Genomic DNA, 14,305 nt, shown 5'->3' with positions numbered 1-14,305 from the left:
GCCTATGTCAAGTGCTGCGAGGCGAGTATGATCGACGCGTTGGTGCCAGGCTTCTGAATGATAATCACGACGATGGTAGTCATTCTCGACGATACAAGAGTTGCTGCCACTTATTCGGACAGGAGCTACCGGTTCGATTGAACCGGTAGCGGTGAACGGAAGGGGCACAAACACCCTTCGGCCGCGATTTCGCCAATAGCAATACCGCAGAAACGTGCCACTTTGGCGGACGATCTGCGCCCTCCGAAGGCAGAAGTTACAGGTTCGAATCCTGTCGGGTGCAGCATTGCCGCAGTTCGCTTGCCGACAACTATTCCTGCTGGAATTGACAGGGCCAATCTTCAGGCCTCGTCAAGCCAGAAGGCAACTCGGTCCGGGCGTCTCCGCAAGCCATGTTGAGCTGCCACTGGGACAGACCCGCCGAATTGGAAAGATCGACACCCTCGATACGGGTCAGAAAGAAAAAGGCGCGGTCAAAGTCTATCGGCGCGGTGAACCTCGCTCCTCGGAAGTCCGCCCGTGCGAGATTGGCAAACGAGAAGCGGCTGCCGCTGATATCGGCGTCATGGAACTGCGCACGCCCCAGTTCTGCCTTTGTGAAATCAACATTGGTCAGATTGGCGTCCTGGAAATTCGAGCGCTGCATTTCCGCGCTCGCAAACACAGCGCCCTGCGCGTCCATACGGCTGAAGTCGGTCCTGTAGCCCTCGATTCTGTCGAACCGGGCGCCTTTGGCGGTCGAGTCGGCCAAGGAAGCACGCACAAGAGTTGCCTTCTCAAGATTTGCCGCACGGAGATTGGTGTTCCTGAGGTCGGTCGAAGTGAAATCAACACCGAACAGGTTCGCCCCGCTCAGGTCCTGTCCATCTAGGATGAGAAGCTTCTTGTCACACTCTTGCCAATTGACGCCAGGCGTCGCGGCTGCGTCGCAATTTTGAGCGGCAGCGGCGTTCTGCCAAGCAAACACAGTGCAAACCGCTAGAACCAAGCCGGATATGCCGTAAGCTCTGGTTCGCCTCAAAGTCATTGTTGCTGGACCTCTGCTACTCGCCGACACTCACCCTTACCACATCTGCTGACACTCGAGCCACGGTGACCACCGCCGTCACAGTTAGCGCATTTCTCATATTCAAGCTTTGATGTTGTTCCACCGATCAACCCGCGCGTAGGGCGCGATTTGCGAGCGCCTCCCCATATCATCGGCGGTCCAGCAGAGATTCATTTGTCACCGGCCAGGCGCATCATTCCGTAGGTATGCTTGACTAAGCCGAGGAGAGCGGTCGTTCAGGCTGGCGAAGTCGCGTGCCAAGATTGGCCTCCGCTCTGGACGTTTGTCTCGCTAATTGGGAGCCTGCTCGAGTGCAGACCGCCACCGCCGGCGTCCGCTGCCGACAAGCGTGAATCCGCTTGGTTCCGCACCGGTCGGTACTTCCCGACGGCGAGGTTGACCCGGCACGGGGTGCTAGTCGCACTGACGGCATTGCTTGGCGACGCCGTTATCTTTCTAGCAAATGAGAGTGGTTCCATGCATCTGGCGGCATCAGTAGGGACTCCTGTCGTCGGCCTTTACGGCTTGACACCGCCGGACATATGGGGGCCGCTCGGAGTTCCGCATCGGATCGTGGCGCCTCGGCTGCCCTGCCAATGCGCTGCTCCCAACTTGTGCAAGCCGAACAATCCCGGTGGCGTCTACTGTGTGCATCGCGTGCGAGTAGAGGAGGTCACCACAGCTACCCTCGACCTGATCGAGTTCGAAACGCTCAAATCAATACCGAATCGTTAAGCTCAGCTCAGCTAGTTCGTTGAAGCGGCGGACCTAACAACTGGCCGGATCGACGGCGAGCGGCCTAGGTCCATCAGATCAAAGCCGGGCCTCGATCCAGAACCGAGATATCGTAAACTACACTCTGCGTCTCATGAACGGCCAAGTCAGCAAAATACCCCTATTCACCCCCGCCGTCGGTTACTGCTCATCGCCTTGAGATAGCCTCTTGCGAGTCGACAATCGCCTCCCGCGCTATGACAATGTCTTTCCGGGTGAGAGCATTGCATTCCCTCGCAAGCGCGATTCGAACCGTTATTGCGCGTTCATTTTCCGCAAGACGGCAGCGCGTTCCCGGATAACGAACATTCGATCCCAGCTAACGGCAATCGCATCCCACATAACGACAACGGATTTCCCTGTTAATTCACCGGCGGCCGCGAATATTCACGCAAATCTGGTCGATATTCCCTGACGCCTCGCGCAGGAAATCTCCCACTAAGTAGCTGACATCGCTACAAGATATTGATGTTCTGCCCGCCCAAAGCGCGCATTTCGCACAAATATCCTGCTTTTTGCCTGTTAGCAGGAAATCAAACGGAGACTGGTTCGCCACAGACCGGTCGGTTCACCATGCTTTCAATAGGTTACCCGAGGGATGCATCGGTCATCAGCCGTGGACGCGTGCAAGGAAGTCGCGCACCAACGCAAGCGCCTCATCGAAATGGGTTTCCAGTAGCCAGTGGCCGGCGCCATCGAGGAGGTGGAACTCAGCTTGCGGTAAGTCGCGTTTGTAGGCGCGGGCCGATGCGGCCGGCATATAGCCGTCCTCGGGACCCCAGACGATCAGTGTCGGCGGTTGCCGTTTGCGCAGATAAGCTTGGTATTTCGGGAACCAGTTGAGGTTCCCCTCCAGCTTCTCCATCAGGCCGACCGCAAGCCGCCGACGGGCTGGCGTGTCCATCAGAGGCCAATGGAGTTTCCAAGATCCGGTGGCACGCGCTCGGCCACGGCCTCGCCAACTTCACCGATGAACTCGTGCCGGAAGCCCTCCTCGCTGACCGCATCTTCCAGCGGGCGATGCTTCTCGGACGTCTTGTCGTTCCAATACATCTTGATGGCTGCGTATTTCGGGCCGAGCACGTCTTCGTAGATGTCGCCGTTCTGGATGATAAGCGCGGCAACGCGCTCCGGATAGGCGATGGCGTGGCGCAATCCGATCTGCGAGCCATAGTCGTGCAGCCACAGCGCATAGCGGGATAGGCCGAGCGCGTCAGCGAAAGCCGCCAGAAACCCGGCATAGGCATCGAAATCGTAGCCGAATGCAGCCATGTCGGGCGTGGCGCTGTAACCGAAGCCAGGAAAATCCGGCGCGAACGTGTGCCAGCGATCTGCCAGTCCAGGCATCAGCCTTCGAAACTGATAGGACGAGCAGGGATAGCCGTGCGGCAGCAGAAGCACCGGAGCGTCGGCCGGGCCGTCCTCGCGAAAGAAAATAGCGTCTCCGTTAACTTTGACTTGGCGGTGTCGCAATTTTGCCTCCTCGATCGAAAGGCTGCAACCTCCCGCATCCCGTTGTTTACGATGCTCTCGCTGGAAGGTTCCGTGGAAAAATAGACGCGGCAACTGACTTCCAAAACACAAATACGGTGACAGTGCACTTTGTCTTGTTCGCGCGATTGTCGCTTTCTGTACTGCTCCGCTCGGCCAGTCCGGGCATGAGTTCGGGCCACGTGGTCCCCGCACCGTCCAAGGCCAATTCGCAAACTTATGACCAGGCGGAGGGTTCCCGGTCGCGCCGTTGAAAGCGCCAAGGAACCTGCCGCCGATCAGATCGTTTCGCGGTATCTGGCCAGATCGACAGCAACGGAGGAGAGACATGCTCGAAATTCTGCATGCTCACAATCGCGCGACACCGAACATCGGCCGGCTCGGCCAGTTCGGGCTTTGGCACGATGCTGCGTGACGTCGACTACGTCCTGCGAAAACTCGACTGGATGCGCGCCGAAGGCATCTGGCCCAACGGCTTGCGATATCTGTGGACCGATGCATTCGGGGTCGTGCTCTACGTCTCGCTTTACACAGAAACTGGCGAACAGCGCTGGCTGGACGCGGCCGAGCGGCTGGTCGCCGATGTCGAGCGTGTGCTCGGCCGCCGGCGCGGACTGAGGATCGGCGAAGCGGCCGATCGCGACGGCCAGTACTTCCACTATCTCGCGATGTGGCTGTTCGCCTTGGCGCGCCTCGGCGATCTGAAGCCGGAATACCGCAAGCGCGGCATTGCGCTGGCGCGTGACATTCACCCGGCATTTGTGGTCCCCGGCCGCGGTGTGATCTGGAAGATGCAGGAGGATCTAAGCAGCCCATATCCTGGCTACGGTCTCGGCAGCATGGATGCCTATGACGGCTACGTCTCTTACCGGACGCTCGATGAGGACGCACTGGCGCCCGAGATCGCGCAAATGCGTGATCTGATGCAGCGCGATTGGCGCACCCTCGACATCGAGCAGGACCTCGGCCTCGGCATGATGCTGTGGCTCGCCCATTTCTTTCCCGACGAGCCGTGGGCCGAGGCCCAGACGAGGCGTTCCCTGCGAACCCTGGAAACGATATGGGTCGACCCGCCCGGCTATTTCAGCCGTGCGCCATGGCTGGGCGACACCAAGTTCGCCTTCACCAATTACGGCGTTTCGCTCGGCCTGCAGGCCGCCGGTATCTGGCCGGGGCGTGTCGATAGGCTGAACGCCTTCTTCGAGGACTGGCGCTCCGGCGACGAATACGACCGCGAGGCGATCACGTGGGTGATGGCCTGCACCTCACATCTTCCTGGTGCTTTTCTGACCCGGGGCGGCGAGACAATGATTGAAAGCGACCAAGCTCGGGAACGTTCCTCTGCCGGCGCGGTTGTCGATGGAAGTGCACCGAGACGCAAGGAACGCGGTTGAAATGGCCATTCTCTTGGGAAAACCGGGAAGCTGTTGGGTGGCGGCAGCCAGATCCACGAACTATCCCCAGCTCGAAGGTTCGATCCATGCGGACGCCGTTGTCGTGGGGGCTGGAATTGTCGGGCTGACGACGGCGCTTCGGCTTTGCGAGGCGGGCCGATCGGTGGTCGTCCTCGAAGGCCTGCGCACGGGCGGCCAGGTGACCGGCCGCTCGACGGCCAAGATCACCACGCAGCATACGCTGATCTATCGTCATCTCATCGACACTGTCGGCCGGGAGTTGGCCCAGGTCTACGCCGATGCGAATTCCGCCGGCGCCCGACAAATCCGCGATTGGGTTAACAACTACGCCATCGCCTGCGATCTCGAGAGCAAGGAAGCTTATACCTACACCTGCGACGATCGCCGGCGCGCGGAGGTCGCGGCCGAGGCGGAGGCCGCGCGCCAGGTCGGGCTAGAGGCCGAGGTTCTCGAACGCGCACCGCTGCCTTTCGAAACGGCCGCGGCATTACGGTTCCCCGACCAGGCGCAGTTCAATCCGGCGATGTATCTGGTTGGTCTGGCGGAAGCGGTGACGGCCCGTGGCGGTCGGATCTTTGAAAACAGCCGCGCCACCTCGATCGACGAAGCAAGCCGCTGGCGCGTCGTCACCGATGGCGGCGCCGTTGATGCCGGGCACGTCGTCGTCTCCACCAACATGACGGTGAAGAGCCCCGTCGGCATGGCGAACCGGACGCAACCGCGCTGCCACACCGTGATGGCCTTTCGGACCGATGATCCCCTCCCTGTTCGACGGCATGTTCATCGGCATCGACGAGCCGACGCATTCCATTCGCACAGGCCGTGATGCCGAAGGTCCACTGCTGGTCACGCTTGGCCCCAAATTCAACACCGGCTGGGATGGCGACGTGGCGAAGCGGTTTGTCGAACTGGAAAAATGGACAAGAAAGAACCTTCCGGTCGGCGACGTCGCGTGGCGCTGGTGCAATGAGGATTATGATACGGCCGACAGGATCCCATACGCCGGCGAACCCGATCCCACCAAGGCCGCCGGCTTCCACATTGCCACGGGCTTTAACGCCTGGGGCATCACCAACGGGACGGCCGTGGGCACGATGATAGCCGACCTGATCTGCGCCCGCCCGAGCCCATGGCAAAAACTCTACGATCCGGCGCGGCCCTATCCCGAGGACTTCCACAAGAATGGCCGCAGTCAATCGATCGTCTCGAGCACCCACGACATTGCGCCCGGCATGGGTGGCGTGATCGTCAGGGGAGACGAAAAGATTGCGGCCTGGAGAGACACCGAAGGCGCACTCCAGGCGGTTTCGGCGACCTGCACCCACAAAGGCTGCACCGTAACCTGGAACAATGCGGACCACACCTGGGATTGTCCCTGCCACGGCTCGATCTTCGCCGCCGACGGTTCGGTCATCCACGGCCCTGCCCGAAAACCGCTTGCCCAGATTACATTGTGAAGGCGGCCACTGTGAAGGCGGCGATCGGCGCGGCCCGCGTCACGCCGGCCGTTCGTAGGTTCCGACCAACTCCGTCTCCTCCAATGCGTGTTTCTGGGCTTGCTTCCAGACCTGATGCACGCCCGCCTGTCCTGGTACGCTGAGGCTCGGCACATCGAGCGCGGCCAGTAGGAAGTGGTAATGGTGGACGCCGTGCCCTGCAGGCGGCTGCGGACCATCGTAATAGGCATTGCCGAAATCGTTGGTGCCTTGCCTGAGTGCCGACGGGCCGGGCTTGCCGTCTTCGGCCTCGGCGAGTCCGCCGGCATCCGGCGGGATATTGAAGACCGCCCAGTGCGCGAAAACCCCGCTTGGTGCATCGGGATCCTGCACGACAAGAACAAGGCTCTTGGTACCATCCGGAACACCGGACCACTTCAGCGGCGGCGAGACGTTCTGGCCGTCACGCGCATATTTTTCGGGAATTGTTCCGCCTGCCGGGAACGCCGGGCTGATAAGGGTAAGTGGCATTGCTATTTCCCCAAGGAGGTTGCGACCGAGAAACCCGCGCCGCGCCGTTCACGCCGCTTGCTGAGCTTCGGCGACGCGTCTTATCTCTCCTGGCAGGGATTCGCAGACCTTGTGCATCTGTCCTTCTCCGACGTGATGGGCGAGCACCTTGGACACGACCCTGAATGCATCCTTGGAATCGACCGGACGGGTAAATTCCAGCTCCGCCTTGATCTTGGCCAGAAACTCGTCGAGCGACCGCATCTTCTCGGGAGCTTTGGAAGGCTGATATTGGTCATAGAAGGCGCCGCGCACCAGAATCGGCAGCTGCGAGCCGAGGTGCGCTGCAAGATCCGGCTGCATACGGTCCCGCAAGGCGTGCAGCACCGCTCCGAGAACGTGCCAGGCGACCTGCCGATCCGGCCCAATCTCGTCCATGATCTCGTCGAGCCAGATGTTCGTGATCTGCAGCGTCTTGTCGAATACGTCGAGTCCAGTGGCGTTCATCGAAATCCTCCTTCCATTCAAATCCGACTACGGCTGATACGACCAAACAGCCGTACCTGCCCGTTGTTCCCCGATGGGCATGCCCTGACGCGCATTCATTGTCGGAGGTTCCGCCAGGAGGGAATTCGGGCCGGCTTTTTGCCGCTGTTTTTTCGACCGCCTTTCTTGGCCGGCGCTCGGAACATCCTCATGGGCGGACGAGTTTTATTTGCCGTCGCCGATCACATGGCGACGAGTGATGCAGACACGAGAAACAGGAGAAGAACCATGGCACATCACGATTTGGCGCCCAGGACGCCATCGCGCAGCCTCTACCCATCCGCGCGAGACCCGCTCACGTCATTTCACCGGCAGATTGATCGCCTGTTCGACGACTTCTTTGCGCCAATGGCCGAAGCGACTACGGCGGGCGGTCTTTGGCCGAGCGTCGACGTATATGAAACAGACCAAGCCTATAAGGTCACCGCCGAATTGCCGGGGCTCGAGCAGAAGGATGTTGAGCTCGAGCTGCGCGACAACACCCTCTCCATTACAGGCGAGAAGCGTTCGGAGCACAAGGAAGGCGACGGCGGCCGCACTTACAGCGAACGCAGTTATGGCCGGTTTCAGCGGACCATCCTCCTGGAAACGGAGATCGATGCCGACAAGGTGCAGGCCACTTTCAGGAACGGCGTTTTGGCTGTCGAGCTTCCGAAGAATCCCGCTGCAAAGGACAAAACACGCCGCATAGAAGTGAAAGCGCGATAGTTGCCAAACTGAAGGCTGCCTCAGCAGGCGGCGTTCAGCCCCTGTGGAAGGAGAGCGGCGAGCACGGCGGCAACCGCTCAGGGCGAGCGTCTAGCGCCGGGGATCGTCCGTCGCCTCGGAAACGCCTTCGAGAGCGATCTTGGCGGCTTCCTCATCGGTCCGCCCGAGGTCGGCCAGGGCAATGACGCCGACGAGGCGCTTGTCGTGGTTGATCACCGGAAGACGACGCACCTGATGCTTGGCCATGATCTTCGCCGCATCGGTGATATCGGCATCGTCGAAGCACCAATAGACATGCTCGGACATGACCTCGCGAACGGTCGTGTTGCCGGCTGAGCGCTCCTCGGCGACGCCGCGCATCACGATGTCGCGGTCCGTCACCATCCCGACCAGCCTGTCATTCTCGCCGACCGGAAGGGCACCGAGATTGTCGGCCCGCATTTTCCGGGCGGCATCCCTGATTGTCGTGTTCGGGCCGACCAGTTCGGTCCGACGGCTCATGATCTCCTGAACTTGCATGGGAATATTTCCTCTCTCTGATTGCTGAGGCAACAAGTCGCCAATCGCGCTGTTGCCGCGCATCGCGAGATTGCCAGCTGGCCGGACGAGGCTTGTGCGATCGCTATCCTCTCGATCCCGCGCCAATGCACGTGCCGGCACCTCGCGATTGAAACTATTCTTGGAACGTCCAGGCAGCGAGCGAGTTCCAAAACGGTAACCGGCGTCGCAGCCATCCCACGGGATGTCGCCGCAGGCTGGTGAAAAACATCCACCGGAAAAACAGATGCACGCGGATTGGAGATCATGGCTATCATCTTTTCAGATCGCCGCGAGGCCGGGCGGCGACTCGCCGGAGAGCTCGTTCGCTTTGCCGGGCGCGACGACGTGACCGTGTTGGCGCTGCCCAGAGGCGGCGTGCCGGTCGGCTACGAGGTCGCGCAGGCGCTCAAGGCACCGCTCGACGTCTTCGTCGTGCGCAAGCTCGGCGTCCCCGGTCACGAGGAGCTGGCCATGGGAGCGGTCGCGCCCGCAGGCGTACGTGTCCTGAACGACGAAATCGTCAGCGGTCTCGCGATCCCGCCACATGTCATCGACGCGGTCGCCGCAAAGGAGGAAAAAGAGCTTCTGCGCCGCGAGCACCTCTATAGGAACGGGCGACCCCCACCGCAGTTGAATGGACGAACCATTATCCTCGTGGATGACGGGCTTGCGACCGGATCGACCATGCGGGCCGGGATCAAGGCGCTGCGAAAAAACCACGCCGCCCATATCGTCGCGGCCGTTCCCGTCGGTAGCCCCGACACTTGCGACGCGATGCGGGCGGACGCCGACGAGGTCGTTTGCGCGACGACACCAGAGCCGCTGCTCGGTGTCGGGCGGTGGTACGTGGATTTCTCACAGACGAGCGATGAAGAGGTCCGCGCGCTCCTCGCCAGGTCCGTGCCCAAGCCTTCCGCTTCCGACAAACCTGCCGCTTCCGAAGAGGAATTGGCTGGGCACGCGAGTGCGGGTCCGGCGCCTGGCACCAGATCGACATAGCGGAGGTGGATATGGACCGGGATAGCGAGCACGTCGTGCATGTTCCCGCGGGGCCTATCACGCACGAGGGCAATCTTTCGTTACCCCGGATGCCCGCGGCCTTGTGCTCTTCGCCCATGGCAGCGCTGGACGAAGTCGCGGATCTCGCGAGCCGATGGTTCTTGCGCCATCTGATTTCGGACAGATCGGCGTCCACGTCCTGACAGCTGGAGGTTGGATCACCAGTCCCGGGATCATTTGCGTCCTCAACGCGTTAAGGTCCTCGTAAAACAGCGCGCAGCTGCAACCCAAATGGCTGTCGCAACCCCTAGTTGGGAGAAAGACAATGCCGGACAAGAAAACCATCGAGAAGGCCCGAAAGGACAAGCGCGAGGGCAAATCGCCGAGCACGCAGGCCGGCGAGTTCGTGCACGAGGAGATCGATAAAATCCGCCGCGGCGAGCACGGCGCGCGCTCGACCCAGCAGGCTATCGCCATCGGGGCTTTCCGAGGCGAGACGCGCAGGCGTAGACCTGCCCCCGCCCAAAAAGGGCAAGGTGAAGGAGAGCACGCGCAAAAGCGCCGAATACGCCTATGAGGCCGGCCAGGGCGAACGCACGCCGAAACGCCGCCCGCGGGTCTCGAAAGCCGTCTCCAAGGTGCTCGAGCACGAGCCGAAGAGCACAGCGTCGCACGAGGCGCTGGCGCAGCAGGCAAAGCGTGCGGCCTCGCGCCGGACGGCTGAGGAGCGTTCCGCAGCCGCAAAGAAAGCCGCCGAGACGAAAGGCGCCAGCGGAAGGAAGGCGGCGGCGCAAAAGGCCGCCAGAACGCGGGCACACCACGCATAGTTCAAAGATGGCAGTTCGGCTCTAGGAAACCCGATATGGCCCAAACGACCGGTATCGAGCTCCGCTCCTGCAGCGTGGGACGGTGCCGCTGCCCAAGGCGAATCAGTGACTGCATCTGCGGGACAACATCGACGTCTTCGCTCGAAATGTTCCCTTACGCGTAACACCGACCCAGAGGTACTCGGCGGCAAGGCCCCGGAGGTACTCGGCGGCAAAGTCGACGGGAGACCGGGAGGAAAGCGCAGCCTGTTTCTTGAGCAGATGCCTATTGCCCACAACGCGGAGAACTCTGATCATGTCCTCAGTAGCCAGCACGACAATGCCACGAACCACCCCTCAGGCGAGACATATCGCTTTGCTCGGCGCGCCCTCTAATCTTGGGCTGATGCCGCAGGAGGGTGAGCCGGAGCCCGGCGCATGGAAGGCGCCGGAGGTACTTCAATCGCTTGGTCTTGCCAACCGTTTGGGCGCCGGTCCGTTGCGCACGGTTCGGGCTCCGCCCTATCGGCCTGAGGTGGACCCTGCGACGGGCGTGCGCAATGCCCAGGCGCTGCGCCAGTATTCCGAGACGCTTGCCGAAGGCGTCGGCGAGGAGCTGAACTCGGGAGGGTTCCTGCTCATACTCGGCGGCGATTGCAGCGTGTTGCTTGGCCCCGCGCTCGCGCTACGGCGTCGTGGCCGCTACGGCCTTATCTTTTTCGATGGGCACACGGATTTCAAATTGCCGGATACGTCGCCCTCAAAGGGAGCCGCGGGCATGGATTTGGCCTTCGTGACCGGCCATGGACCGAAGCTCCTGACCGATTTCGGCGAGCACACTCCTTTGTTCCGTGAGGCCGACGTGGTCGCATTCGGCTACCGCGATGTGCAGGACCCCGCGACTTACACGTCCAAGGCCGTCTTCGACACCGATGTTCACCGGATGGATTTGGCTGAAGTGCGGCGGCGCGGCGTCGCCGATGCTGCACGCGTAGCGCTTGACGCGGTCGCAGGGCAGGACGTCGAGGGTGTATTCGTTCACTTCGATGTCGACGTGCTGGACAGCGAGATCATGTCGGCTGTCGATACGCCGGAAGCCGGCGGTGTCTTGCCCGACGAAGCCGTCGAAGCTCTTCGCACATGGTGCAATGATTCACGCGTGATTGGGATGGAGGTGACGATCTATGATCCCGACCGCGATCCAGATCGTCGCTGCGGCAAGCTGCTGATCGACATTCTGACTGCTGCACTTCGCGACCGGTAGGCCAATTGCGGTCGTCCTGCACTTGTGCACGAATGCAATCCGCCGGAGCGAATGGCAGTCGGTCTGACGGATCGCCGCGCGCATCCATTCCGTGATGCCACCTCATCGGGAACCGTTCTCAACGAACATGGTTCCGAGTGTGCGACTGAAAGCATTTGGCCCCTTTCATCTCGCTACCGCCAAGGAGATTCGCCATGACCGGCAAAACCCGTCCCACCGTCCTGATCACAGGCAGCAGCGGGTTTCTGGGCCAGGCCATCGCTCGCGGCCTGACGGAGCGCCACGACATCATCGGCCTTGATGTTGCCAGGCGGTCCTTGCCCGGCGTCGAGACGATCGAGATCGACCTTACCTCGGATACGAGCGCGGCGAAGGCGCTGGCCGAGGTGCGCGAACGGAGTGGCGGCCGCATTGCCTCGGTGATCCATCTCGCGGCCTATTACGACACGACCGGCGAGGATAATCCGAAATACGGCGCGGTGACCGTCGAGGGAACGCGCCGGCTGCTGAACGCGCTGAGGGGGCTCGAGACGGAGCAGTTCGTGTTTTCGAGCACGTTGCTGGTGCATGCGCCGAGCCCGGCGAAGGGCGCCAAGATCAACGAGCGATCGCCGATCGATCCGGCCTGGGCCTATCCGAGATCGAAGGCCGAGACCGAGACACTGATCCTGAAGGAGCACGGCGACATCAAGGTTGCGATCCTGCGACTGGCGGGTGTCTATGACGAGGATTGCCACGCCGCCTTCATCGCCCAGCAGATCGCCCGCATTTTCGAGCGCATGCCGACCGCCTATCTTTTCACCGGCGACATCACCACCGGACAGCCTTACCTGCACCTGGACGACCTCGTCGACGCCGTAGTGCGCACCGTCGACCGGCGCAGCGAGCTTCCCGACGAGACCGTACTGCTGATCGGCGAAGAGCAGACACCGTCCTACGACGAGATGCAGAAGCAGATTGGGCGGCTCCTGCATGGCGAGACCTGGCGGACCCTGTCCCTGCCCAAGGAGGTGACGAAGCTCGGCGCCTGGATGCAGGAGAAGGTTTTCGACCAGGAGACCGACATCAAGCCATGGATGATCGAGAACGCCGACGATCACTACGAGATCGACATCTCCCGCGCCAGGCGGCTGCTTGGCTGGAAGCCGCGGCACAGCCTGACCGCTACCTTGCCGGAAATGATCCGGCGGCTGAAGGCGGATCCCACCGACTGGTACAAGAAGAACAAGCTTGAACCGTCGGCGGTCGCCGCTTCCGCGCCCGAACTCGACCAGGCCGCCGCAAGGCTGCGGCGTCCGCTCGAGCGCTCAGACGACGAGGTCGAGGTGGAAACCGAACGCCACCGGGCCGCAACGCTCTGGGCGCCACTGACCAATGTTGCCATCGGACTGTGGCTCGTGGCGGCGCCCTTCACGCTCGGCCTGTTCGATCCCGCTTCAGCACCGATTCCGCCGGCGCTCGGACATGAGATCGCCTCGCCGGAGACGCGCGACGGCAGGCTCGGCATCAGTGAGATCGTATCCGGCCTCGCCATCCTGTCGCTGGCGCTTGTAGGCATGCGCCGGCGCTGGCACGGACTGCAATGGATCACCGCCTCGATTGGGGTTTGGGTGATGTTCGCGCCGCTCCTGTTCTGGACCACCAGCGCCGGAGCCTACGCGACCGACACGCTGGCCGGCATGCTGATCGTCGCGTTCGCGGTGATGGTCCCGCCAACGCCGGGTATCAGCCGGCGTGCCCTTGCCGCCGATGACGACCGGCCGCTCGGCTGGAGCTATTCGCCCTCGCTCTTCACCCAGCGCATTCCCATAATCGGCCTCGCCTTTGTCGGCCTGTTCGTCTCGCGTTATCTCGCTGCCTATCAGCTTGGCCATATCGATGGCCTTTGGGAACCGTTCTTCGGCCCGGGCGAAACGCCGGCCGGCAATGGCAGCGACGCGGTGGTCACCTCCTGGGTCTCCAAGGGCTTTCCGATCGCCGATGCCGGTCTGGGCGCCTTTGCCTATGCGCTGGACATTCTCGCCGGCGCGATCGGCGACCGCCGCCGCTGGCGCACGATGCCGTGGATGGTGCTTTTGTTCGGCTTGCTGGTCGTCCCGCTCGGCGTGGTCAGCGTCAGCTTCATCATCATCCAGCCGCCGCTCATCGGAGCGCTGTGCACGCTCTGCATCGTCCAGGCTGCCGTCACCGTCGTGCTCATCCCCTATTCGGTCGACGAGGTGCTGGCGAGCTGCCAGTATCTTTGGCGTGCGAAACAGGCGGGAGAGCCGTTCTGGCGCACATTCTGGTGCGGAGGCCCGGCACTTTCGGAGGACCAGACGCCGGCGCCGGATCTCGACCGGCCGCTGTCGGAAGTGGCGCGGGACTTCGTGACCGGCGGTGTGAACTTCCCATGGACCCTAGTCGCCAGCACCCTCGCCGGCGCTCTGCTGATGATCACGCCGCTCGCCTTCGGCACAAGCCCGCCGCTCTACTTCAGCGACCATGTCACCGGCTGCCTGGTCATAATGGTCGCCGTTACGGCGATGGCCGAAGTGGCGCGCGCCGTCCGCTTTCTGAACATCGCGCTTGGAGCCTGGATCGCCCTCTCTCCCTTTATCCTCGCCGGCGGTGCGGCGGCGAGCCTCGCCAATCTGGCGATCGGAGCGCTGCTGGTCGGGCTCAGCCTGCCGCGCGGCACGCGCAGCGCCGCGCATTATGGCGGTTGGGACCGGGCCATCGTATAAGGATGTTCAGCAGCGCTGGACGTGTCGAGATGAGGGTCGCCG

At 62.1% G+C, this 14,305-nt stretch carries 12 protein-coding genes and 2 pseudogenes; 9 read left to right on the top strand and 5 right to left on the bottom strand.

What is annotated here, in order from left to right; translation table 11 throughout:
* Positions 1-310: 310 nt before the first annotated feature.
* Positions 311-1,027 carry a pentapeptide repeat-containing protein gene (locus NKI22_RS03015; RefSeq protein ID WP_352547179.1) on the bottom strand — a complete coding sequence of 239 codons (717 nt, stop codon included), beginning with the start codon at positions 1,025-1,027 and terminating at the stop codon, positions 311-313.
* Positions 1,028-1,459: 432 nt separating this feature from the next.
* Between NKI22_RS03015 and NKI22_RS03010 the strand changes: the two genes are divergently transcribed.
* Complete coding sequence (locus tag NKI22_RS03010; protein ID WP_245278661.1) at positions 1,460-1,783, top strand: glycosyltransferase family 9 protein; 324 nt, start codon at positions 1,460-1,462, stop codon at positions 1,781-1,783.
* A 649-nt stretch (positions 1,784-2,432) separates the two neighbouring features.
* Here the strand turns inward: NKI22_RS03010 and NKI22_RS03005 are convergent.
* Positions 2,433-3,310 (bottom strand): annotated as a pseudogene (locus tag NKI22_RS03005) (alpha/beta fold hydrolase).
* Between the two features lie 347 nt (positions 3,311-3,657).
* On the opposite strand from NKI22_RS03005, the gene NKI22_RS03000 reads away from it, so the two are divergent.
* Positions 3,658-4,707 carry a hypothetical protein gene (locus tag NKI22_RS03000; protein WP_352788857.1) on the top strand — a complete coding sequence of 350 codons (1,050 nt, stop codon included), beginning with the start codon at positions 3,658-3,660 and terminating at the stop codon, positions 4,705-4,707.
* A 1-nt stretch (position 4,708) separates the two neighbouring features.
* A pseudogene (locus NKI22_RS02995) lies at positions 4,709-6,185 on the top strand (FAD-dependent oxidoreductase).
* Positions 6,186-6,224: 39 nt separating this feature from the next.
* Here the strand turns inward: NKI22_RS02995 and NKI22_RS02990 are convergent.
* Positions 6,225-6,695, bottom strand: coding sequence for a YbhB/YbcL family Raf kinase inhibitor-like protein (locus tag NKI22_RS02990; RefSeq protein ID WP_023720888.1), 471 nt, complete (start codon positions 6,693-6,695; stop codon positions 6,225-6,227).
* A 48-nt stretch (positions 6,696-6,743) separates the two neighbouring features.
* A complete protein-coding gene (locus NKI22_RS02985) occupies positions 6,744-7,181 on the bottom strand; it encodes a DUF2267 domain-containing protein (RefSeq protein WP_352641801.1) in 438 nt (145 codons plus the stop codon).
* A 267-nt stretch (positions 7,182-7,448) separates the two neighbouring features.
* On the opposite strand from NKI22_RS02985, the gene NKI22_RS02980 reads away from it, so the two are divergent.
* Positions 7,449-7,928: an Hsp20/alpha crystallin family protein gene (locus NKI22_RS02980; RefSeq protein WP_352480830.1), complete on the top strand. Its 480-nt coding sequence runs from the start codon at positions 7,449-7,451 to the stop codon at positions 7,926-7,928.
* Positions 7,929-8,018: 90 nt separating this feature from the next.
* Here the strand turns inward: NKI22_RS02980 and NKI22_RS02975 are convergent, their stop codons facing one another.
* On the bottom strand, positions 8,019-8,447 hold the full coding sequence (locus NKI22_RS02975) for a CBS domain-containing protein (protein ID WP_023677862.1): 429 nt from the start codon (positions 8,445-8,447) through the stop codon (positions 8,019-8,021).
* A gap of 285 nt (positions 8,448-8,732) precedes the next feature.
* On the opposite strand from NKI22_RS02975, the gene NKI22_RS02970 reads away from it, so the two are divergent.
* The 5 genes from NKI22_RS02970 to NKI22_RS02950 all read left to right on the top strand — a co-directional run bounded on the left by NKI22_RS02970 (position 8,733) and on the right by NKI22_RS02950 (position 14,263).
* On the top strand, positions 8,733-9,467 hold the full coding sequence (locus tag NKI22_RS02970) for a phosphoribosyltransferase (protein WP_352817732.1): 735 nt from the start codon (positions 8,733-8,735) through the stop codon (positions 9,465-9,467).
* A 325-nt stretch (positions 9,468-9,792) separates the two neighbouring features.
* On the top strand, positions 9,793-10,044 hold the full coding sequence (locus NKI22_RS02965; protein ID WP_352958194.1) for a hypothetical protein: 252 nt from the start codon (positions 9,793-9,795) through the stop codon (positions 10,042-10,044).
* Complete coding sequence (locus NKI22_RS02960) at positions 10,004-10,294, top strand: hypothetical protein (protein ID WP_352588429.1); 291 nt, start codon at positions 10,004-10,006, stop codon at positions 10,292-10,294. The genes NKI22_RS02965 and NKI22_RS02960 overlap by 41 nt, the downstream gene beginning before the upstream one ends.
* Before the next feature lie 295 nt (positions 10,295-10,589).
* Complete coding sequence (locus NKI22_RS02955; RefSeq protein ID WP_352716999.1) at positions 10,590-11,537, top strand: arginase family protein; 948 nt, start codon at positions 10,590-10,592, stop codon at positions 11,535-11,537.
* Positions 11,538-11,731: 194 nt separating this feature from the next.
* Positions 11,732-14,263, top strand: a complete 2,532-nt coding sequence (locus tag NKI22_RS02950; RefSeq protein WP_352588387.1) for an NAD-dependent epimerase/dehydratase family protein — start codon at positions 11,732-11,734, stop codon at positions 14,261-14,263.
* The last annotated feature ends 42 nt before the right edge of the window (positions 14,264-14,305 follow it).

The organism is Mesorhizobium sp. M0778 (assembly GCF_040320105.1).
Taxonomy (GTDB): Bacteria; Pseudomonadota; Alphaproteobacteria; order Rhizobiales; family Rhizobiaceae; genus Mesorhizobium.
Note: the sequence above shows the minus strand (reverse complement) of the source record. Positions and strands in the feature narration are given on the sequence as shown.

Bases quoted from the DNA above. Each gene is read 5' to 3' on its own strand.
- NKI22_RS03015 (WP_352547179.1), bottom strand. From the start codon at position 1,027: ATGACTTTGAGGCGAACCAGAGCTTACGGCATATCCGGCTTGGTTCTA.
- NKI22_RS03000 (WP_352788857.1), top strand. From the start codon at position 3,658: ATGCTCACAATCGCGCGACACCGAACATCGGCCGGCTCGGCCAGTTCG.
- NKI22_RS02990 (WP_023720888.1), bottom strand. From the start codon at position 6,695: ATGCCACTTACCCTTATCAGCCCGGCGTTCCCGGCAGGCGGAACAATT.
- NKI22_RS02985 (WP_352641801.1), bottom strand. From the start codon at position 7,181: ATGAACGCCACTGGACTCGACGTATTCGACAAGACGCTGCAGATCACG.
- NKI22_RS02980 (WP_352480830.1), top strand. From the start codon at position 7,449: ATGGCACATCACGATTTGGCGCCCAGGACGCCATCGCGCAGCCTCTAC.
- NKI22_RS02975 (WP_023677862.1), bottom strand. From the start codon at position 8,447: ATGCAAGTTCAGGAGATCATGAGCCGTCGGACCGAACTGGTCGGCCCG.
- NKI22_RS02970 (WP_352817732.1), top strand. From the start codon at position 8,733: ATGGCTATCATCTTTTCAGATCGCCGCGAGGCCGGGCGGCGACTCGCC.
- NKI22_RS02965 (WP_352958194.1), top strand. From the start codon at position 9,793: ATGCCGGACAAGAAAACCATCGAGAAGGCCCGAAAGGACAAGCGCGAG.
- NKI22_RS02955 (WP_352716999.1), top strand. From the start codon at position 10,590: ATGTCCTCAGTAGCCAGCACGACAATGCCACGAACCACCCCTCAGGCG.
- NKI22_RS02950 (WP_352588387.1), top strand. From the start codon at position 11,732: ATGACCGGCAAAACCCGTCCCACCGTCCTGATCACAGGCAGCAGCGGG.